Annotated in this window: 17 protein-coding genes and 3 tRNA genes; 12 read left to right on the plus strand and 8 right to left on the minus strand. The window is 47.7% G+C overall.

Annotated features, from left to right (window positions below):
* The first annotated feature begins 94 nt into the window (after positions 1-94).
* Complete coding sequence (gene yeeO, locus FEK50_RS10195) at positions 95-1,552, plus strand: toxic metabolite efflux MATE transporter YeeO (RefSeq protein WP_305138062.1); 1,458 nt, start codon at positions 95-97, stop codon at positions 1,550-1,552.
* A gap of 130 nt (positions 1,553-1,682) precedes the next feature.
* Positions 1,683-1,758: transfer RNA gene (locus FEK50_RS10200), tRNA-Asn, on the plus strand.
* 93 nt (positions 1,759-1,851) lie between these two features.
* Here the strand turns inward: FEK50_RS10200 and amn are convergent.
* The 3 genes from amn to FEK50_RS10215 form a co-directional block, all read right to left on the minus strand.
* Positions 1,852-3,306, minus strand: coding sequence for an AMP nucleosidase (amn, locus tag FEK50_RS10205; protein WP_130208633.1), 1,455 nt, complete (start codon positions 3,304-3,306; stop codon positions 1,852-1,854).
* Between the two features lie 101 nt (positions 3,307-3,407).
* Positions 3,408-4,724 (minus strand): shikimate transporter, encoded by a 1,317-nt coding sequence (gene shiA / locus FEK50_RS10210; protein WP_131161098.1) that lies wholly within the window; start codon positions 4,722-4,724, stop codon positions 3,408-3,410.
* A gap of 309 nt (positions 4,725-5,033) precedes the next feature.
* Positions 5,034-5,123 (minus strand) — tRNA-Ser (locus FEK50_RS10215).
* Between the two features lie 93 nt (positions 5,124-5,216).
* Between FEK50_RS10215 and mtfA the strand changes: the two genes are divergently transcribed.
* Together mtfA and FEK50_RS10225 are read left to right on the plus strand one after the other, a co-directional pair.
* Positions 5,217-6,014, plus strand: a complete 798-nt coding sequence (mtfA, locus tag FEK50_RS10220) for a DgsA anti-repressor MtfA (protein WP_130259958.1) — start codon at positions 5,217-5,219, stop codon at positions 6,012-6,014.
* Between the two features lie 100 nt (positions 6,015-6,114).
* Positions 6,115-6,190, plus strand: a tRNA-Asn gene (locus FEK50_RS10225).
* 83 nt (positions 6,191-6,273) lie between these two features.
* Here the strand turns inward: FEK50_RS10225 and FEK50_RS10230 are convergent.
* Together FEK50_RS10230 and hchA are read right to left on the minus strand one after the other, a co-directional pair.
* Positions 6,274-7,338: a glycosyltransferase family 9 protein gene (locus FEK50_RS10230; RefSeq protein WP_131161206.1), complete on the minus strand. Its 1,065-nt coding sequence runs from the start codon at positions 7,336-7,338 to the stop codon at positions 6,274-6,276.
* Between the two features lie 291 nt (positions 7,339-7,629).
* Positions 7,630-8,481: a glyoxalase III HchA gene (hchA, locus tag FEK50_RS10235; RefSeq protein ID WP_131161099.1), complete on the minus strand. Its 852-nt coding sequence runs from the start codon at positions 8,479-8,481 to the stop codon at positions 7,630-7,632.
* Between the two features lie 691 nt (positions 8,482-9,172).
* Between hchA and FEK50_RS10240 the strand changes: the two genes are divergently transcribed.
* Complete coding sequence (locus FEK50_RS10240) at positions 9,173-9,577, plus strand: universal stress protein (RefSeq protein ID WP_130208625.1); 405 nt, start codon at positions 9,173-9,175, stop codon at positions 9,575-9,577.
* Between the two features lie 89 nt (positions 9,578-9,666).
* Here FEK50_RS10240 and ompC read toward each other — a convergent pair whose 3' ends face one another.
* Complete coding sequence (gene ompC / locus FEK50_RS10245; RefSeq protein ID WP_130208623.1) at positions 9,667-10,848, minus strand: porin OmpC; 1,182 nt, start codon at positions 10,846-10,848, stop codon at positions 9,667-9,669.
* 648 nt (positions 10,849-11,496) lie between these two features.
* On the opposite strand from ompC, the gene drpB reads away from it, so the two are divergent.
* Genes drpB through vsr form a run of 4 tightly spaced genes read left to right on the plus strand, consistent with a single transcriptional unit; the run spans position 11,497 to position 14,449 of the window.
* Positions 11,497-11,778, plus strand: a complete 282-nt coding sequence (drpB, locus tag FEK50_RS10250) for a cell division protein DrpB (protein WP_246769576.1) — start codon at positions 11,497-11,499, stop codon at positions 11,776-11,778.
* 39 nt (positions 11,779-11,817) lie between these two features.
* Positions 11,818-12,537 carry a phosphohydrolase gene (locus FEK50_RS10255; RefSeq protein ID WP_130259950.1) on the plus strand — a complete coding sequence of 240 codons (720 nt, stop codon included), beginning with the start codon at positions 11,818-11,820 and terminating at the stop codon, positions 12,535-12,537.
* 42 nt (positions 12,538-12,579) lie between these two features.
* On the plus strand, positions 12,580-13,998 hold the full coding sequence (dcm, locus tag FEK50_RS10260; RefSeq protein WP_131161100.1) for a DNA-cytosine methyltransferase: 1,419 nt from the start codon (positions 12,580-12,582) through the stop codon (positions 13,996-13,998).
* Entirely contained in the window at positions 13,979-14,449 is a 471-nt protein-coding gene (vsr, locus tag FEK50_RS10265; protein ID WP_130259948.1) for a VSPR family DNA mismatch endonuclease, read from the plus strand. The genes dcm and vsr overlap by 20 nt, the downstream gene beginning before the upstream one ends.
* On the opposite strand, the gene yedA is transcribed toward vsr, so the two are convergent.
* Positions 14,438-15,358: a drug/metabolite exporter YedA gene (gene yedA / locus FEK50_RS10270; protein ID WP_130259947.1), complete on the minus strand. Its 921-nt coding sequence runs from the start codon at positions 15,356-15,358 to the stop codon at positions 14,438-14,440. The two genes, vsr and yedA, sit on opposite strands and share 12 nt — an antisense overlap.
* A 171-nt stretch (positions 15,359-15,529) precedes the next feature.
* On the opposite strand from yedA, the gene FEK50_RS10275 reads away from it, so the two are divergent.
* From FEK50_RS10275 to dgcQ, 3 genes are all read left to right on the plus strand, one after another.
* Positions 15,530-16,447 (plus strand): DUF808 domain-containing protein, encoded by a 918-nt coding sequence (locus FEK50_RS10275; protein ID WP_130216453.1) that lies wholly within the window; start codon positions 15,530-15,532, stop codon positions 16,445-16,447.
* Positions 16,448-16,525: 78 nt separating this feature from the next.
* Complete coding sequence (locus tag FEK50_RS10280; protein ID WP_130208609.1) at positions 16,526-16,708, plus strand: DUF2158 domain-containing protein; 183 nt, start codon at positions 16,526-16,528, stop codon at positions 16,706-16,708.
* A gap of 315 nt (positions 16,709-17,023) precedes the next feature.
* Positions 17,024-18,718 (plus strand): cellulose biosynthesis regulator diguanylate cyclase DgcQ, encoded by a 1,695-nt coding sequence (gene dgcQ / locus FEK50_RS10285; protein WP_130259945.1) that lies wholly within the window; start codon positions 17,024-17,026, stop codon positions 18,716-18,718.
* Here dgcQ and FEK50_RS10290 read toward each other — a convergent pair.
* Positions 18,715-19,530: a mannosyl-3-phosphoglycerate phosphatase-related protein gene (locus tag FEK50_RS10290; protein ID WP_131161101.1), complete on the minus strand. Its 816-nt coding sequence runs from the start codon at positions 19,528-19,530 to the stop codon at positions 18,715-18,717. The two genes, dgcQ and FEK50_RS10290, sit on opposite strands and share 4 nt — an antisense overlap.
* Positions 19,531-19,656 lie beyond the last annotated feature (126 nt).

Consider the following 19,656-nt stretch of genomic DNA (forward strand, 5'->3'; position numbering starts at 1 on the left):
CCGTTTGCCGTTTCTATCAACAGTTTGTTGCATTTGCAGACAATTTGCTGGCGAAAATCTTTGCAGCTTTGCTGATTCTCCCTCATTATTTGAAATGTGGTTTCACTTTCTGCAATTAAGGTCAGTTTTGAATATCTCCTCAGCTTTACGCCAGTTTGTTCACGGCACTCGCTGGCACGCAAAACGTAAGAGCTACAAGGTGTTGTTCTGGCGTGAGATAACCCCGCTTGCTGTTCCTATCTTTATGGAGAATGCCTGTGTCCTGTTGATGGGCGTACTGAGCACGTTTCTGGTCAGTTGGCTGGGAAAAGATGCGATGGCAGGCGTTGGGTTGGCGGACAGTTTTAATATGGTCATTATGGCTTTTTTTGCAGCTATCGACCTTGGTACTACAGTCGTTGTGGCATTTAGTCTCGGTAAGCGTGATCGACGGCGAGCGAGGGTAGCGACACGGCAGTCATTAGTGATCATGATATTGTTTGCCGTACTGTTGGCAGCGCTTATTCATCATTTTGGTGAGCAAATTATCGATTTTGTTGCAGGTGAGGCCACACCGGAGGTAAAAGCACTGGCGCTGACTTATCTGGAGCTGACAGTCATCAGTTATCCTGCGGCGGCAATCACCTTGATTGGCAGCGGAGCACTTCGCGGCGCAGGGAATACGAAAATACCGCTTCTTATAAATGGTAGTTTGAATATCCTTAATATCATCATTAGCGGCATATTGATTTACGGTCTTTTCTCCTGGCAGGGGTTAGGGTTTGTCGGGGCAGGACTGGGATTAACTATTTCCCGTTATATTGGCGCAGTCGCCATTTTGTGGGTTCTGGCGATTGGTTTTAATCCTGCGCTACGGATCTCGTTAAAAAGCTATTTTAAGCCATTGAATTTCAGCATTATCTGGGAAGTCATGGGTATTGGTATTCCTGCAAGTGTGGAATCCGTATTATTTACCAGTGGCCGGTTATTAACACAAATGTTCGTTGCCGGGATGGGGACGAGTGTTATTGCCGGGAATTTTATCGCTTTTTCGATTGCAGCTCTTATCAATTTACCAGGAAGTGCACTTGGATCTGCTTCTACAATCATTACGGGTCGAAGGTTGGGGGTAGGGCAGATAGCACAAGCAGAAATTCAATTGAGGCATGTTTTCTGGCTGTCCACTATTGGATTAACGGCAATAGCCTGGTTAACCGCCCCCTTTGCCGGGATTATGGCGTCGTTTTATACCCAGGATCCGCAGGTTAAACATGTCGTTGTGATTCTGATTTGGTTGAATGCTTTATTTATGCCGATTTGGTCCGCCTCCTGGGTACTACCTGCTGGTTTTAAAGGTGCTCGAGATGCTCGCTACGCCATGTGGGTTTCTATGCTGAGCATGTGGGGATGCCGGGTGGTAGTCGGTTATGTGCTGGGAATTATGCTTGGCTGGGGCGTGGTTGGCGTTTGGATGGGGATGTTTGCCGACTGGGCCGTGCGGGCGGTGCTGTTTTACTGGCGAATGGTGACAGGGCGATGGCTATGGAAATACCCTCGTCCTGAGCATAAATAGTATGAAAAAAAGCCAGATGTGTCGGAATAAACGACAAAGCGCAGATTATTTCAGCAAACGAATTCAAAATTAAAAAACAGGCTTTGACATTGTGGATGGGCATCGTTAATATTCGCCCCGTTCTCGCGATTCCTCTGTAGTTCAGTCGGTAGAACGGCGGACTGTTAATCCGTATGTCACTGGTTCGAGTCCAGTCAGAGGAGCCAGATTTCTGAAAAGCCCGCTTTATAGCGGGCTTTTTGCTTTGTTACTTAATCAAATCCTTCACATCTTTTCCTGACGCAAAGGATCTGAACTCATTATCGGAACGGTGGTTCATTAAAGGTCCGCAGTTTACGCGAATGCAGTCGGTCGCCTTCTGCGCGCAGCAAGTCTATCGCCCGAATGCCAATTTGCAGGTGCTCGGAAATTGCGCCTTCATAAAAACGGTTAGCCTGACCGGGAAGTTTAATCTCACCATGCAACGGTTTATCTGAAACACACAGTAGCGTCCCGTATGGTACGCGGAAACGATATCCTTGTGCTGCAATGGTGGCACTTTCCATATCAATTGCCACGGCCCGACTTAAATTAAAACGCAGTGCAGAAGCTGAGTAGCGTAGCTCCCAGTTCCTGTCATCAGTGGTTACTACAGTTCCAGTGCGTAGCCGCTGTTTAACTTCCTCACCCGGCCTGCCGCTGACGAGTTTGGTGGCGTCATAAAGTGCACGTTGTACTTCAGCAATGCTCGGAATAGGAATATCGGGAGGCAGAACCGCATCAAGCACGTGGTCATCGCGTAAATAAGCATGCGCAAGTACGTAATCTCCAATAGCCTGGCTTTCACGTAATCCTCCGCAGTGACCAATCATCAACCAGACATCCGGGCGCAGCACCGCCAGATGATCGCAGATAGTTTTGGCATTTGACGGCCCCACGCCAATATTAACCAGAGTAATACCCTGACCATCGGTAGTGATTAAATGCCATGCGGGCATCTGGTGTTTTTTCCATGCGAGGTCGGAAATTGCTTCTTCCGGTGCTTCGGTTTCAGCGGTGATCCAGTTCCCGCCAGCACAAGAAAGGGCAATGTAGGGGCTATGAGGATCAAGGATCTGGCTGCACCCCCAACGTACGAATTCATCCACATAACGTGTGTAGTTGGTAAACAAGACGAACGGCTGAAAATGTTCGACTGGCGTACCCGTATAATGGCGTAACCGTGCTAGGGAAAAATCTACCCGGCGTGCATCAAAATGCGATAGCGGGGAGAATTCCGTTGGATGATAAATGCCGTCTGCCGTTTCATCGCCAATTTGTGCCAGTTCGGTTGTCGGGAAATAACGAGTTAATCCGGCACTCATTGAGCGATCAAGCGTCAGCTCTGAGCCGTCGATGACATAGGGATAAGGAATTTCATGCTCTGACGGTTGCACGGAAATATGTGCACCATAATCCTGGTACAGCAGAGTTAATTGTTCATTAAGATATGAACGAAAGAGAGCAGGGCGGGTGATGGTGGTCGTGTAGCTGCCAGCGTGAGTAAAACGACCAAACGCGCGTGTTTTGGGAGGGTTTGTTGCGCTACCGTCCCAGGTCACGGTCAGCGATGGATAGACAAAAAGACCGTGTTTTCGGGCGTTTTCATCAGGCAGTTCGCCACTTTTAATATATTTGCCAATGGCGTTGCGTAAAGCGACTACAGATTTTTCATATAGCGCGTCAAGTTTATCCAGTGCCTGAGCAGGGGTCAGACCGGAGCCCTTATTATTCATACGTCTCTCCTGTTCCATACAATTACCGCATTTCCGATAGTATGTCACAGGAATGTGAAACAAAAGTGTAAGGCGAAGATCGGACGATCTTCGCCAGGCTATCAAGCGTGTTGATTGTCTTTCATTAACAACGCAGTTATTGCGGAAATCAGGCAGCCTGCCAGCAAATAAATGGCGACGCTATGCCAGTCTCCTGCAAAATAAGTAATCAGAGCAGCAGCAATAAAAGGTGTAAATCCACCGCCTACCACGCTGGCAACCTGATATCCGACGCCAGCGCCGCTGTAGCGATAACTGGCACCAAACATCTCGGTGAACATCGGCTGTTGCACGCAAACCACCATGTCATGCGCAATGTTCGCCAGCATAATGGAGAAGAAAACGATCCAGAAAATGGACTGTGCCTCAAGCGCTATAAAAAAAGGAAATGCGCTTAACGTTCCGATTATTGAGCCGCTGATATAAACCCTACGGCGACCAAAACGATCGGCAAGCCAGGCAAAACAGGGAATTGTCAGGCAGCTTAATCCACCCACCAGCAAACCAATATTGAGGAATAATTCGCGCGGCAGCCCCATATTCTGGGTCGAATAGTTGAGTGCAAAGGCGGTAACGATATACATCGTCAGCAACTCGCACAGTCGCAGTGCAATAATCTTAAGGAAAGCACCGGGATGTCGTAACAGAGCTTCGATAACCGGGATGCGTTTTTGCACCGCCGCTTGATTATGCAGCTGTTGTTCAAATTCAGCGGACTCCTCCATGCCATTGCGCACCCACAATGCACCCAGCACCAGTACGATGCTAAACAGGAAAGGAATGCGCCAACCCCAGCTCAAAAATTGCTCGTCAGTTGTCGTCATACTGATCAATGAAACCAGTCCGGTTGAAAGGAGTAGACCTACTCCGTAACCAACCTGCACGCCGCTACTGTAAAAGGCTTTTTTGTTTTTTGGCGCGCTCTCAACGGACAGCAACGCAGCGCCTCCCCATTCTCCGCCAACAGCAAATCCCTGAATAGCTCGCAGTATCACCAGCAAAATTGGTGCCCACCAGCCAATAGTTGAAAACGAAGGGAGAATGCCGATCAATGCTGTGGCGATGCCCATCATCCAGACGGTAAGCATCAACATGCGTTTACGCCCCAGTCGGTCGCCGAAATGGCCGAAAATGACACCACCGAGCGGACGAAAAAGGAAACCGACACCAAAGGTAGCAAATGCAGCGAGCGTTCCCATTGCCGGGCTTACCTGCGGGAAAAACTCGCGATTAAACACCAATGCGGCAGTAATGCCATAGAGTAAAAAATCATACCAGTCGACGACGGCACCCGCGAAACTGCCTAACGCAGCGCGTCGGGCGCGACTTAACGAAAGCGTTCCTTCATCGGGACGCGTGGAGATGAGCGTGGAGTCCATAGTGATCCTGTTTGTACTGTCTTTTTATAATTAGTATGGAAAAGGTAACTCACATTGCCGTCGATCTATAAACGAACCTTATGAGACTACCGCGACAGAAAGCATCTGCAAATGTTTTTATGCCAGGAACTGAGGATGAAGGGCCGGGAGGGGGGCAGTTACATATCACAACCGCGTTGAACAGAAAAATGTGAACGCTAAAGCCGCAACGCATGCCCGGCTGATGCTATTTTTCTCTGATGGATTTTTTTGAATTTTCCTAATGGGATTTGTGTCACTGACACCAGGCGAGCTAATTGCTTGAATGATTGGCGGAGAGAGGGGGATTTGAACCCCCGGTAGAGTTGCCCCTACTCCGGTTTTCGAGACCGGTCCGTTCAGCCGCTCCGGCATCTCTCCGTTCAGATGGTTGCCATGATGCCAGGAAATTTGGCATTTTAACAGTCCCTGTCCGTGCAATTTTGTTCAAGTGACGAGTTTGCGAGCAAAACGATGATTAAGTGGCCCTGGAAAGTACAAGAAACAGATCATGAAGATACGCTGCCATGGAAGGAAGCTCTGGCGATACCTCTTTTGACATGTCTGACAGAGCAGGAGCAAAGCAAACTGGTCACTCTTGCCGAACGTTTTTTGCAGCAAAAAAGACTGGTCCCGCTGCAAGGATTTGAACTTGATGCATTGAAAAGTAGTCGCATCGCCTTACTTTTCTGCTTGCCTGTTCTGGAGCTTGGACTGGAATGGTTGGATGGTTTTCATGAAGTGCTAATTTACCCTGCGCCATTTGTGGTAGACGATGAATGGGAAGACGATATAGGGCTGGTGCATAATCAACGTATCGTTCAATCAGGACAAAGCTGGCAGCAAGGCCCAATCGTGCTGAACTGGCTCGATATACAAGATTCTTTCGATGCCTCGGGCTTTAATCTGATTATCCACGAAGTTGCACATAAGCTGGATACACGAAATGGCGATCGCGCCAGTGGGGTTCCCTTCATTTCTTTGCGTGAAGTCGCTGGATGGGAACACGATCTTCATGCGGCGATGGATAACATTCAGGAAGAAATTGAGTTAGTGGGCGAAAATGCCTCCAGCATCGATGCTTATGCTGCTAGTGACCCTGCAGAATGTTTTGCCGTACTTTCCGAATACTTTTTTAGTGCACCGGAACTTTTTGCGCCACGCTTCCCCTCGCTGTGGCAACGTTTCTGCCAATTTTATAAGCAGGATCCATTACAACGGCTACGAAATGCCAATGGGCGAGACACCAATTCAGTACCAAATGTTCATTAAATATAAATTTTGTTGCTTAATTAACCGATTGAAATGACTTACGAATTTTAGTGTTGACACTCGCTGCGCTGCTAAGTAATATTCGCCTCGTTCTCACGATTCCTCTGTAGTTCAGTCGGTAGAACGGCGGACTGTTAATCCGTATGTCACTGGTTCGAGTCCAGTCAGAGGAGCCAAATTCAAAAAAGCCTGCTTTCGAGCGGGCTTTTTGCTTTTCTGCAAACGTGCTTTAGTGTTTGAATTTTTGTTAGAGCTTTCATTACGCTGTGACTGAAATTTTCGCGATAATCCTTTTCAGCGTATTGCTGAATTCATCCAAATTTAGATGATCAATAGCCTTTCCTACCACAATCGTCTCTGAAATGCCGGCCATGGCAGGCCAGCGAGTCTTATAATCAGCATACACGGCGATGACAGGAACATTATAAGCACTTGCCATGTGTAAAATAGATGTGTCTGGCGTTATTGCAAGGAAGGTATCTCTTATGATTGCTGCAGACCGCATTATTGAAGGTGATAACGACAAATGATAAACGTTATCAAAATGCCGGGTTAGTTCCAGGGCTGTTTCCGAACCTTTCGGACCATGAACAATGACAATTGGCATATCTGATTGCATTTTAATCATCTCAATGATTTTTTGTGCCATTGTTAATGAAAATGTTCTCTCTTGCACGCTACCTTCTAAATTAAGAGCAATATATGAACCTAATGAATGCATCTCACAACGTACTTCTTTTAGCACTATTTCGCTGAGGGGCAATTCAAATATGGGCGGGGGCGCCGGAAATCCTACTTCTCGCATCATGAAGGCCCATGTCAGCGGTACTGGGGCGCGTAGTGACTGATCCATTTTCGACGCTGACTTACATATCGGTGAATAACATTTCATTGTTAAACCCACAACCTGTAAATTTGTATTGGCTCGTAAATGGCTAATAAATAGCATCGTCTTCAGGTTTTTCTTGCGCATTGCTTCAATACAAAGATCAGGAGTTCCATATTGTTCATTGATGTTTTTTGCTAATTTTTTTATTTCTTTAATACTGGCATGATCCTGCATTGTCATACTGATCAATGTTAATTTTGTTTGTTCCAGATGAAGTGCATCAAAAACAGATTTATTAATTGTTGATGTGACAATTAATAAGTGTTTTATTTTATGCATTTCAAGCGATCGGATTATTGGGTAAATAGCCATTGCATCCCCAATTTGATCGGGAATGTGAATAACTACGAATTCACTTTTTGCAATATCAGTATTTTTGCAGCGATAATCATAATACGCAAATGCAATACGTCTGAAAAATGATACAAATGACATTTCCAACCTCGCTTCCATTCTGGTTAAAACGTGGTGAAGTTTAACAGAAATGATTGATTTCTAAAATCGATAAATAATAACGTGGAATATACTATATATTTATTGTTTATGTGTTAATCATTTTCGAGAATTATCATTTTGTTTAAAAACAGCTTGTGTCGCATTCTTCAGTCTGGGGTGCATAAAGTGAAGGGAAGCGTTAAAACGTCAGTAATTGGAGGTGGTCGTTTTCATGTTTGTTAAGTGGGGGAGAGTTACCCCCACTTTTATTCCACAGTAAGTGTCAGCCGATTAACCTACGTATGCGGCCAGCATCTCCTGTGCTGCCAGTTTGCCTAACGCATTTGCTGCGAAAGGACTGTCACCGGTTAAAAGTTTACGATCTTTGTGTACCCGGCCGGTAATATCATCATTGACGATGTTCATGCCCATTTTCTTCAGTTCTTCACCAAAGTACCAGGTCAGATGACCCGGCATGTAGCCAATCTCTGGTGTTTGTTTGTCTGCAGCGTCAGGGAATGCGCAAATTGAATAACCATTTAATGGGTTATCGCCGTGGCGAAGCGCCAGAAAGGCTGCCGGACCGTGGCAAAGGGAGATAACAAAACGGTCATTTTCGATTGCCCACCGCAGAGCGGCAGCCACGTCTTTGCTTTCTGGTAAACCAATGAGTGCACCGTGACCGCCAGGAACAAAGATTGCTGCGTACTCGCTGTCTGCGTTGAGGCTGGCAACAACATCTGCCAATTTTTTCGGATTGCGGAACAGAGATTTGTGCTGCTCAAAGAATGGCATCACTTTTTCATCTTTACGCGGCATAGCCCAATATTCAAATTTTGTCATCAGGCCAGAAAGCGTCGCAACCTCGAACTCGAAACCAGCAGCATGCAGATGATATAACGGCAGCAACGTTTCAATCGGATGGTTTCCTGTTGAGAAGAGCTTACCATTATCAGTTGGCAAATAGCGTTCATCGGCGGCGATTACCAGAATTTTTTGCTTTCCGCTATACGATTTTGGATAGTCTACCCCATCAAGATCAGAAATCGGGCTGGTATATTGGCCTAACGAATATTCTGACGGGAAGAAAGCATTATCTTCAGCCATATCGATTTGCGGATTCTTACTTTGTTGAACAGTCATAGTGTATTCCTTGTTGTTACTTATGTAGGTTAGTCACTATATTCGCGACTGAGCTGGTTGCTATTTTTAACCAGGTGGTAAATTGGAGTCAATATATCGAAAGCGGTATGCAAGGGGGGAATGTGCGATGATTATGCTGCACTTGTGTCGAATATTAATCATGCCGATTTCTCCTTATTGCGTAAAGTGGTCGTAATTGGTGTTAATTTATTTTAGTCTATTTTTCAGAAATCAGGATATTGATTCACGGTAGCACAATTTTTAATTGTGGTGATTTTTTGTGCTCACGTGAAGTTTAGAGCGGCGCCAGATGTGCCTACAATAGGAGGATTCGCCTGAGGCCTGCTTAAAACAGGTAAATGCTGAAGCGAAGAATCTCGCCGGGCCATGCTATGAGAGTGTAAGTTAAGAAAATGAGATTATTAGCAAAAAAATAATCGTAAAACTGTCTGGCACGAGAGATTATCGCGAAAGAATGATGATCCAGATTAAGGTTTAACTGATGACAGATATGATTAATTACTTGTCATCAGATGTACTCTTTGCACAATTTGTCAGAGGGAATGGCCTGGAGACTAAAGTGGGGCAGCAACGATAACTTTTCCAAAAAAACGACTTAAATATAGTATTAGAAATATGCACTAATAATTCAAGTGCAGTTGATTATATTGAATTTTTTCAGGGAATACCTATGTACCGAAATATTGTTATTCCGGTGAATGTTTTTTCTCGGGATGATAGAGAGCAAGCGTTTTTGCACGCGCAATTTTTCGCCAATGTTTCTTCTGGACATGTTCACTTACTTGGCTTTATACCGGAATATTTAAGAGTTCTCGAGCGTGGGTATATTTCTGATATGCATCGTTTTAAAGAAGGTCTACGTGGGCAGGCTGTGTGCCGTTTAGCTCATATAGCAGAACAACTGGTTTTGCCTGAAGGATTTATTCATACATATGTTCATTTCGGCACTCTTCCGGAAGGGATAAAGGAACTTGCTGAACAACAACTGGCTGATGTTATTGTGCTGGGAGCTACGCAGGAATTAGGGTTTATCGACATGCTACGGCAGTTTAGCGTGCCGCTGTTGGTGATTTGATGTGGGATATAAAAAAGCCTGAGTTCGATGAGGGACGAACTCAGGCCGATATTATGTTTTACAGTTACGTGCCGCGGCGCGTTGGCTGATTAGAACTGGTAGACTAAGCCCACAGCAACGATATCGTCGGTCGCGATGCCGTTTTCTTTGTAGAAGTCGTCGCCGTTGTCCAGCAGGTTGATTTTATAATCAACATAGGTGGACATGTTTTTGTTGAAATAGTAGGTCATACCGATATCAACATATTTAACCAGGTCTTTGTTGGTGTAATGATGATTACCTTGGCTGTCAAAGTTATCACTATTTACACCGCCTAAATCCTTACCTTTTGATTGCAGGTAAGCGATGGACGGACGCAGACCGAAGTCGAACTGATACTGAGCAACAACTTCGAAGTTTTGGGTTTTGTTAGCGATAGCATCAGCATCACCGTAACCAGTCATGTTACGGGTTTCAGCATACATGGCTGCTAAGTAAACGTTATTAGCGTCGTATTTTGCACCAACGGTCCATGCTTCTGCTGTTTGACCGCCAGCAGTTGCATCGAAGCGATCCCCGTAACGAGTATCATGCAAACCTTTGTGAACCTGGTTATCGGTACGGTCAGAGTTAGAATATGCAGCACCCAGACTTAAACCGAAGTCGAAGTCATAGGAAGTTGACATACCGAAACCATCACCATTTTCTTTGGTAATGCTACGTCCCTTACCAGAACCTTCCTGACCGAATGGTCCACTGCTTTCATTATTACTCTGATATTGCAGAGCAAAGTTCAGGCCATCAACCTGACCAAAGAAACCATTGTTACGGTAGGTTGCAACACCATTAGCACGACCGTTCATGAAGTTGTCGGCACCAGCGTAGGTATCGCCACCAAATTCTGGCAGCATATCGGTCCATGCTTCAACGTCATATACGACACCGTAGTTACGACCATAGTCGAAAGTACCGTTCTGACCGAAACCTAAGCCTGCAAATGCCAGACGAGTTGCGGTATTGCCCTTGTCGCTCTCAGCGCCATTTGCGCCAATGTTAAACTCCCACTGACCATAGCCAGTGAACTGGTCAACGATCTGGGTTTCACCTTTGAAACCGATACGGGCATATGACATGTCGCCATCACTGCCTGAGTCATCAGAGAAGTAGTGCAGACCTGCTACTTTTCCGTATAAATCCAGTTTATTACCATCTTTATTATAGACTTCAGCCGCATTTGCTGCGCCAGCAACTAATAACGCCGGGACCAGCATTGCCAGAACTTTTCTTTTCATTATGTATTCCCTTGTGATTATAATCTTCATGAATATATCAATAAGTGCCGTTATCCAAAAAAAAGCACATTTGGATACTATTCTATGAAGTTCATTTTATTTTAAAGATTACATGTAACAAATGTATTTAAAAGATTTCAAAATGTTTCTATTCTATTTAATATAATTCATAATTATGAATTTCAGACATAAGCATTCATCATATTTATATTTGTATATCAATTGGTTATTGTTCTTTTGGAAGGATGGATTACATCAATGATTGTTGAACTAAAGACTGAGTGTGATCTACTGCACATTAATGAACGCATAAAAAAAGCCGGCATCATGCCGGCCCAAAAAATATAAACAAGACGATAAAAGGCTAATAACGTAGTCATCATGACACAGAAAACAAAAAAGGTATAATTGTATTCAATGCCAATATATTCAAAATATGAATTAATCAATTATGCCCAAACAAAAAACAAATGCCTTCCGACTTGTTTTTTCTGCACATAATGTCAGTGGTTAAGATTCATATATTTGTTCAAAAAATGAGTGAGACTTGACTGGCTCGACCGATGTGGAAAAATGTGACTTTTATCACATAACAGTATAAGTCTGAATTTTCCGGGTTATCTCAAAATGGAGTATGGTTCGACAGCAATGGAAGAAAGACTCTCTCGTAGCCCTGGCGGCAAACTGGCTTTATGGGCTTTCTATACCTGGTGTGGTTATTTTGTCTGGGTAATGGCGCGTTACATCTGGGTAATGAGCCGCATCCCCGATGCCCCCGTGTCTGGATTTGAAAGTGATTTAGGTTCAACTGCGGGAAAGTGGTTAGGCGCGTTAGTGGGGTTTTTGTTTATGGCCATGGTCGGGGCGTTGTTAGGCGGCATTGCCTGGTACACGCGACCTCGCCCCGTACGTAGCAGACGCTATGAGTAAAAACTGCTAAGGTTGCGACTCTTTGGCCGCGGAGCGCATATGGACTTACAACACTGGCAGGCACAATTCGAGAACTGGTTGAAGAGCCATCATCAGTATCAGGACGCGGCCCATGACCTGTGTCATTTTCGCCGCGTCTGGGCGACGGCACAAAAACTGGCGGTAGATGAAGACGTGGACATGCTGGTGATTTTAACCGCCTGTTATTTTCACGATATCGTGAGTCTGGCGAAAAATCATCCGCAACGGCAGCAATCTTCAATGCTGGCAGCAGAAGAGACGCGTCGCCTGCTATGTGAAGAGTTTGCGCAATTTCCAGCGGAGAAAATAGAGCCCGTTTGTCATGCCATTGCCGCACACAGTTTCAGTGCGCAAATTACGCCCTTAACGGCGGAAGCTAAAATCGTGCAGGATGCGGACCGGCTGGAAGCCTTAGGCGCGATTGGCCTGGCGCGTGTGTTTGCGGTTTCAGGCGCGTTAGGTGTGGCGCTGTTTGATGGCGAAGATCCGTTCGCGCAGCATCGCCCGCTCGATGATAAACGTTACGCGCTGGACCACTTCCAGACCAAGCTGCTAAAACTACCCCAAACGATGCAAACCACAAAAGGTAAACAACTGGCGCAACACAACGCCCGTTTTCTGGTGGAGTTTATGGCCAAACTTAGTGCTGAACTGGCGGGGGAGAATGAAGGTATCGATCACAACGTGATTGATGCGTTTTCGCCAGCTGACTGCGCGCGTGGCCCTAAACCGATGTAATTATGTTAACCTGTCGGCCATCTCATATGGCCGGTTAAATCTATGCAGGAAAATATTTCAGTAACCGATTCATACAGCACCGGGAATGCCGCACAGGCAATGCTGGAGAAACTGCTGCAAATTTATGATGTTAAAACGCTGGTGGCGCAACTTAATGGTGTGGGTGAGAACCACTGGAGTGCGGCGATTTTAAAACGTGCGCTGGCGAATGATTCGGTATGGCACCGTTTAAGTGAAAATGAGTTCGCCCACCTGCAAACGTTGCTACCCAAACCGCCAGCACATCATCCGCATTATGCGTTTCGCTTTATCGATCTCTTTGCCGGGATTGGTGGTATCCGTCGCGGTTTTGAGTCAATTGGCGGTCAGTGCGTATTTACCAGTGAATGGAATAAACATGCGGTGCGCACCTATAAAGCCAACCATTATTGCGACCCGGCGACTCATCATTTTAATGAAGATATCCGCGACATTACCCTGAGCCATAAAGAGGGCGTAAGTGATGACGCGGCGGCGGAACATATCCGTCAGCACATTCCTGAACACGATGTTTTACTGGCCGGTTTTCCTTGCCAGCCGTTTTCACTGGCTGGCGTATCGAAAAAGAACTCGCTTGGGCGGGCGCACGGTTTTGCCTGCGATACCCAGGGGACGTTGTTCTTTGATGTGGTGCGCATCATCGACGCTCGTCGTCCGGCGATTTTTGTGCTCGAAAACGTTAAGAACCTGAAAAGCCACGACCAGGGTAAAACGTTCCGCATCATCATGCAGACGCTGGACGAACTGGGCTATGACGTTGCCGACGCAGAAGATAACGGCCCGGACGATCCGAAAATCATCGATGGCAAACATTTTCTACCGCAGCACCGCGAGCGCATCGTGCTGGTGGGCTTCCGTCGCGATCTTAATCTGAAAGAAGATTTCACCCTGCGTGATATTAGCGATTGTTTCCCGGTGCAGCGAGTGACGCTGGCGCAGTTGCTGGACCCGATGGTCGATGCGAAATATATCCTGACGCCGGTGCTATGGAAGTATCTCTATCGCTATGCGAAAAAGCATCAGGCGCGCGGTAACGGCTTCGGTTATGGGATGGTTTATCCGAACAATCCGCAAAGTGTCACGCGCACGCTTTCTGCCCGTTATTATAAAGACGGCGCGGAAATCTTAATCGATCGCGGCTGGGATATGGCGACAGGTGAGAAAGACTTTGACGATCCGCAGAATCAGCAACATCGCCCACGCAGATTAACGCCTCGCGAATGCGCGCGCCTGATGGGTTTTGAAGCGCCGGGAGAAGCAAAATTCCGTATACCGGTTTCTGATACGCAAGCCTATCGTCAGTTCGGTAATTCGGTGGTAGTACCGGTTTTTGCCGCGGTGGCAAAACTGCTCGAGCCAAAAATCAGACAAGCGGTGGCGTTGCGTCAGCGAGAAACACAACATGGCCGACGTTCACGATAAGGCCACGCGTAGCAAAAATATGCGCGCGATTGCCACGCGCGATACGGCAATCGAGAAACGTCTCGCCAGCCTGTTAACTGAGCAGGGGCTGGCGTTTCGTGTTCAGGAAGCCAGTCTTCCCGGACGTCCGGATTTTGTCCTTGATGAATTTCGCTGTGTGATATTTGCCCACGGTTGCTTCTGGCACCATCACCATTGCTATCTGTTTAACGTCCCCGCCACGCGAACAGATTTTTGGCTTGAGAAGATAGGTAAAAATGTCGAGCGCGATCGGCGCGATATCAGTCGTTTGCAGGAACTCGGCTGGCGTGTGTTGATTGTCTGGGAATGTGCGTTACGCGGGCGGGAGAAATTAACGGACGCGGCACTTACCGAGCGTCTGGAAGAGTGGATCTGCGGCGAGGGCGCCAGCGCGCAGATCGACACTCTGGGGATTCATTTACTCGCTTGATGCATCCTGAATGACGGGAGCGACAACGGGTTTTGCCGGGAAGAGATATTTCCCCAACGTGACCAGCACCACGGCGAAAACAATCACTCCTAGCGCCAGCCATTCAATCTTCGACAGCGTTTCGCCGCCCAGACCCGTACCCAGCAATACCGCGACCACGGGATTAACATAGGCGTAGCTGGTGGCCAGAGCCGGACTGACATTGCGGATTAAATACATATAAGCGTTGATGGCGATAATCGAGCCAAACAGCGTCAGATAGCCGACTGCAAGGAAACCAGAAAGCGAAGGGACTGCTGTCAGTTTTTCACCCGCAATCATCGACGCAATCATTAACACTACGCCTGCTGCCAGCATCTCAATGGCGCCTGCCATCATCCCTACCGGCAAGGTAATGCGCGAGCCATAAACCGACCCAAACGCCCAGCTAATTGAGCCGATTAAAATCAGCATTGCCCCCCACGGGTTACCGCTTAAATTACCGCCACTATTGAGCATGATGATCCCGGCAAGCCCAATGGCGATACCCACCCATTCCAGTTTGCGCGTTTTAATGCCAAACAGGCGGCTGAAGCAAAGAGTAAAGAGTGGCACAGTTGCCACCACCACGGCGGCAATGCCGGAAGGGACGTTTTGATGTTCGGCAACCGTCACCATACCGTTACCGACAGCCAGCAGTAACAGGCCAATAAGCGCGGCGTTGAGCAGGGGACGCAGCGGCGGCAATTTGTGCCCACGCAGCAGTAAAAACGCCATCAATAAAAGACCTGCTGCCAAAAATCGCACTCCCGCCATCATTAACGGTGGCCAGCTTTCAACGCCAATCCGAATGACAAAATAGGTCGAGCCCCAAATGATATACAACGCAAACAGCGCGCCAAAAAGCGGTAACAACTGGCGGAAACGCATAATCCCTCACGGTGGAAATAAAAAGGTGGTTCATAGTAAACGTGAAAATCATTCTGCTGGCGAGAGATATAATTGTGCTTGATTGTTAAAAAAATGTTGACCTGTGAAGCACAGTATCAGGCAAGCCGATTTTGCTTCATACTTAGCGCGTCAACGAAAAAATGAGAGGGAATGCTTTTGGCCGGGAGTAGTTTATTGACGTTGCTCGATGATATCGCCACTTTGCTGGACGATATCTCCGTGATGGGCAAGCTGGCGGCGAAGAAAACCGCCGGCGTATTAGGGGATGACTTGTCGCTCAACGCGCAACAAGTTTCAGGCGTGCGTGCCAACCGGGAACTTCCTGTGGTCTGGGGCGTGGCGAAGGGATCGCTAATCAATAAAGTGATTCTGGTGCCGCTGGCGCTGATCATCAGTGCATTTATCCCGTGGGCAATTACGCCACTGTTGATGATTGGTGGTGCGTTTCTCTGCTTTGAAGGGGTAGAGAAAGTGCTACATATGCTGGAGGCGCGTAAACACAAAGAGGATCCGGCGCAGAGTCAGCAGCGTCTGGAAAAACTGGCGGAGCAAGACCCGCTCAAGTTTGAAAAGGACAAAATAAAAGGGGCCATTCGCACCGATTTTATTTTGTCTGCGGAAATTGTCGCCATAACGCTGGGTATTGTGGCGGAAGCGCCGCTGATTAATCAGGTGCTGGTGCTCTCAGGGATTGCTCTGGTGGTAACGATTGGCGTGTATGGCCTGGTGGGGATTATCGTTAAGATTGATGACCTGGGCTACTGGCTGGCAGAAAAGTCCAGTACGTTGATGCAGGCGTTGGGTAAGGGGCTGTTGATTATCGCGCCCTGGCTGATGAAAGCATTATCGGTTGTCGGCACGCTGGCGATGTTCCTGGTTGGTGGCGGCATTGTGGTGCATGGCATCGCGCCACTGCATCATGCCATTGAACATTTTGCCGGACAGCAGAACGCGCTGGTGGCGATGATATTACCGACTGTTTTAAATCTGATTCTTGGATTTATCATCGGTGGCATCGTGGTGCTGGGAGTGAAAGTGGTAGCGAAAATGCGCGGCCAGGCACATTAAAATTCACATTGGCTGTTATGCAAAATTCGCCATCCTCGACTAAGGTGAACAAGTTTCACTCGAAAAAAGGAGGCGAGTATGAGCTTTATGGTTAGTGAGGAAGTCACGGTAAAAGAGGGCGGCCCGCGGATGATTGTCACCGGGTATTCCAGCGGTATGGTTGAGTGCCGGTGGTATGACGGTTATGGGGTCAAGCGGGAAGCTTTTCATGAAACCGAGCTTGTTCCGGGGGAGGGGAGTTGTTCGTCGGAAGAAGTTTGAAAATGTGCAATTAACACCAGGCCGGATGTGGCGTTCACGCCGCATCCGGCAGTTGTGCCAGCGTCTGTATGGAGTGCCTGATGCGACGCTGTCGCGTCTTATCATGCCTGGGTTATACAAATAATCGATATCTGGCGATAGAATCAAAAGTAGGCCGGATAAGGCGTTCACGCCGCATCCGGCAGTCCTGCCAGCGTCAATATCGAAGGCCTGATGCCTCGTATCATGCCAACATTATAAAATTATCGTTGTTTGGCGGTACGCTATCGCCAGGTTATGCCAGAATCATTAAAAAGCAGGTTGGGAGTCGTCAGGGTGCAGCACGAGACAAAAATGGAAAACCAGAGCTGGCTAAAAAAACTCGCGCGCCGCCTGGGGCCAGGTCATGTCGTTAATCTGTGTTTTATCGTGGTGTTGATCTTCTCCACTTTGCTCACCTGGCGTGAAGTCGTGGTGCTGGAAGACGCCTATATCTCCAGTCAGCGTAATCATCTGGAAAACGTTGCCAACGCGCTCGACAAGCAATTGCAATATAACGTCGATAAACTGATTTTTTTGCGTAATGGAATGCGTGAAGCCCTTGTTGCGCCGCTGGATTTCACCTCTATGCGTAACGCTGTTGTCGAGTTTGAACAACATCGCGACGAGCACGCCTGGCAAATCGAACTCAACAGACGACGCACTCTGTCAGTAAACGGTGTCTCGGATGCGTTAGTGAGCGAGGGAAATCAGCTTTCTCGCGAAAATGAATTACTCGACAATGAAATTACTGCCGCACTGGAAGTCGGCTACTTACTACGACTGGCGCACAACTCTACTTCGATGGTTGAACAGGCAATGTATGTCTCACGCGCCGGATTCTACGTTTCGACGCAGCCGACGTTGTTTACCCGAAATATCCCTACACGTTACTACGAATTTGTCACACAACCCTGGTTTATCGGCCAATCAGAACGAGAAAATCGTCAACGTGGCGTACGTTGGTTTACCTCTCAGCATGACCATAACAATGTTACTGAACCGCAGGTCACCGTAAGCGTACCGGTCGACAGTAATAATTACTGGTATGGCGTGTTGGGAATGAGTATCCCTGTGCGCTCGATGCAGCAATTTCTAAAAAACGCTATTGATAAAAAACTGGATGGCGAATACCAGCTCTACGACAGCAAACTAAAATTATTGACTTCATCTAACCCGGAACACTCGGCGGAGGACCTTTTTGATCCTCGAGAGCTGGCATCTCTGGCGCAGGCTATGGAACACGATACGCGCGGTGGTATTAGGATGAACAGTCGCTATGTTAGCTGGGAGCGACTGGACCATTTTGACGGCGCATTAGTGCGCATTCATACGCTTAGTGAAGGTGTGCGTGGTGATTTCGGCAGCATCAGCATTGCGTTAACCCTTCTGTGGGCGCTCTTTACGACGATGTTACTTATCTCCTGGTATGTGATTCGCCAGATGGTCAGCAATATGTATGTCCTGCAAAGCTCGTTGCAGTGGCAGGCGTGGCATGACACCTTAACGCGCTTGTATAACCGTGGCGCATTGTTCGAAAAAGCGCGTCCGCTTGCCGAATTGTGTCAGATACACAAACATCCGTTTTCTGTCATCCAGGTCGACCTTGACCATTTTAAAGCGATTAATGACCGCTTTGGTCATCAGGCAGGCGATCGTGTGCTGTCGCATGCTGCCGGATTAATCAGTCGTTCATTGCGTTCACAGGACGTTGCAGGCCGCGTGGGCGGCGAGGAGTTTTGTGTGATTCTGCCTGGCGCTAACCTGGCGCAGGCAACGGAAGTGGCCGAACGTATTCGCCTGAAGCTGAATGAAAAAGAGATGTTGATCGCCAAGAGCACGACCCTACGCATCAGTGCTTCGCTGGGGGTGAGTAGCAGCGAGGAAACCGGCGATTATGATTTTGAGCAATTACAGTCTCTGGCCGACCGGCGGTTGTATCTCGCAAAACAAGCGGGGCGCAATCAGGTCTGCGCGAGCGATAGCCCTTAAGTGGCCGTGAAAAAGTGATCCAGCCCTTCGCGCCAGCCTTCCGGTCCTTCTCGCTGTGTCCGCCAGACACGGGCCGGATCCTCATTTTGCAAATGCACGCCTTCCCGGTTTAGCCCTTTTACGATCACCGCATAATCCATCACTTCCAGTAATGGTGCGTCATTTGGGCCGTCGCCTAAGCCAAGCGTGGTCGGACGTTTTCCACGCGATTGCTGATATGCCTCAATGATCCAGTTGGCTGCCTGATCTTTCCCGGCTGAGACATCCAGCACATGCCAGAAACGCGCACCTTGCACAAACTGCAAGCCCAGTTCATTCAGGCGAGCGGTAAATTGTGCCATCCGCTCGTCACTGTCGCGCCAGATAAGCGTGACCGAAGCCTCATGCAACTGCGTCAGTGCGGCCTGGCTGCGGCTTAAGCCAGTCCATTCAGCGATGGTTGTATCATCGACGTCATCAAAGGTGGTGAATTTGAAGTGTTCTTTCTCACGCAGCGTATTTAATACCTGGCTGATCTCACTATGAGCAATACCCGAGATGATGCGCGGAAAATCGTCCAAATCCTGCCATTGTTGATCCAGTTGGATCACCGCGCCGTTCTCTGCAATGAGTGACAACCCTTGCAGACCTAACATCTTTTGCAGGTACAGCATTTCAGCCGAGGTTTTACTACTACACAGGATCACGGGGATCTCCGCTTCCCGCAGGCGGATTAACCAGGAGGCGGCAGGTTGCCAGTCATAGCTATGACTGTCCAACAGGGTGCCATCAAGATCGGTGAAAATCAGCAGCGGTTGATGAATTGAAAGCATGATCGCGCAGTACTCCCTTTGCCGGATATTTCTTAAAACAGCACGAATAATAAAAAATCGTTTTTTGGGAGCGATCACGTGAACGCCATAGCCTCCAAGGGGTGACGCGGATCACACTTCCATTCA

The sequence above is a fragment of the Escherichia sp. E2586 genome (genome assembly GCF_005781105.1).
Lineage (GTDB): Bacteria > Pseudomonadota > Gammaproteobacteria > Enterobacterales > Enterobacteriaceae > Escherichia.

What these genes read in the sequence shown, in the direction of transcription:
- yeeO (WP_305138062.1), top strand. Translation starts at nt 95, where the DNA reads ATGTGGTTTCACTTTCTGCAATTAAGGTCAGTTTTGAATATCTCCTCA.
- amn (WP_130208633.1), bottom strand. Translation starts at nt 3,306, where the DNA reads ATGAATAATAAGGGCTCCGGTCTGACCCCTGCTCAGGCACTGGATAAA.
- shiA (WP_131161098.1), bottom strand. Translation starts at nt 4,724, where the DNA reads ATGGACTCCACGCTCATCTCCACGCGTCCCGATGAAGGAACGCTTTCG.
- mtfA (WP_130259958.1), top strand. Translation starts at nt 5,217, where the DNA reads ATGATTAAGTGGCCCTGGAAAGTACAAGAAACAGATCATGAAGATACG.
- FEK50_RS10230 (WP_131161206.1), bottom strand. Translation starts at nt 7,338, where the DNA reads ATGTCATTTGTATCATTTTTCAGACGTATTGCATTTGCGTATTATGAT.
- hchA (WP_131161099.1), bottom strand. Translation starts at nt 8,481, where the DNA reads ATGACTGTTCAACAAAGTAAGAATCCGCAAATCGATATGGCTGAAGAT.
- FEK50_RS10240 (WP_130208625.1), top strand. Translation starts at nt 9,173, where the DNA reads ATGTACCGAAATATTGTTATTCCGGTGAATGTTTTTTCTCGGGATGAT.
- ompC (WP_130208623.1), bottom strand. Translation starts at nt 10,848, where the DNA reads ATGAAAAGAAAAGTTCTGGCAATGCTGGTCCCGGCGTTATTAGTTGCT.
- drpB (WP_246769576.1), top strand. Translation starts at nt 11,497, where the DNA reads ATGGAAGAAAGACTCTCTCGTAGCCCTGGCGGCAAACTGGCTTTATGG.
- FEK50_RS10255 (WP_130259950.1), top strand. Translation starts at nt 11,818, where the DNA reads ATGGACTTACAACACTGGCAGGCACAATTCGAGAACTGGTTGAAGAGC.
- dcm (WP_131161100.1), top strand. Translation starts at nt 12,580, where the DNA reads ATGCAGGAAAATATTTCAGTAACCGATTCATACAGCACCGGGAATGCC.
- vsr (WP_130259948.1), top strand. Translation starts at nt 13,979, where the DNA reads ATGGCCGACGTTCACGATAAGGCCACGCGTAGCAAAAATATGCGCGCG.
- yedA (WP_130259947.1), bottom strand. Translation starts at nt 15,358, where the DNA reads ATGCGTTTCCGCCAGTTGTTACCGCTTTTTGGCGCGCTGTTTGCGTTG.
- FEK50_RS10275 (WP_130216453.1), top strand. Translation starts at nt 15,530, where the DNA reads ATGCTTTTGGCCGGGAGTAGTTTATTGACGTTGCTCGATGATATCGCC.
- FEK50_RS10280 (WP_130208609.1), top strand. Translation starts at nt 16,526, where the DNA reads ATGAGCTTTATGGTTAGTGAGGAAGTCACGGTAAAAGAGGGCGGCCCG.
- FEK50_RS10290 (WP_131161101.1), bottom strand. Translation starts at nt 19,530, where the DNA reads ATGCTTTCAATTCATCAACCGCTGCTGATTTTCACCGATCTTGATGGC.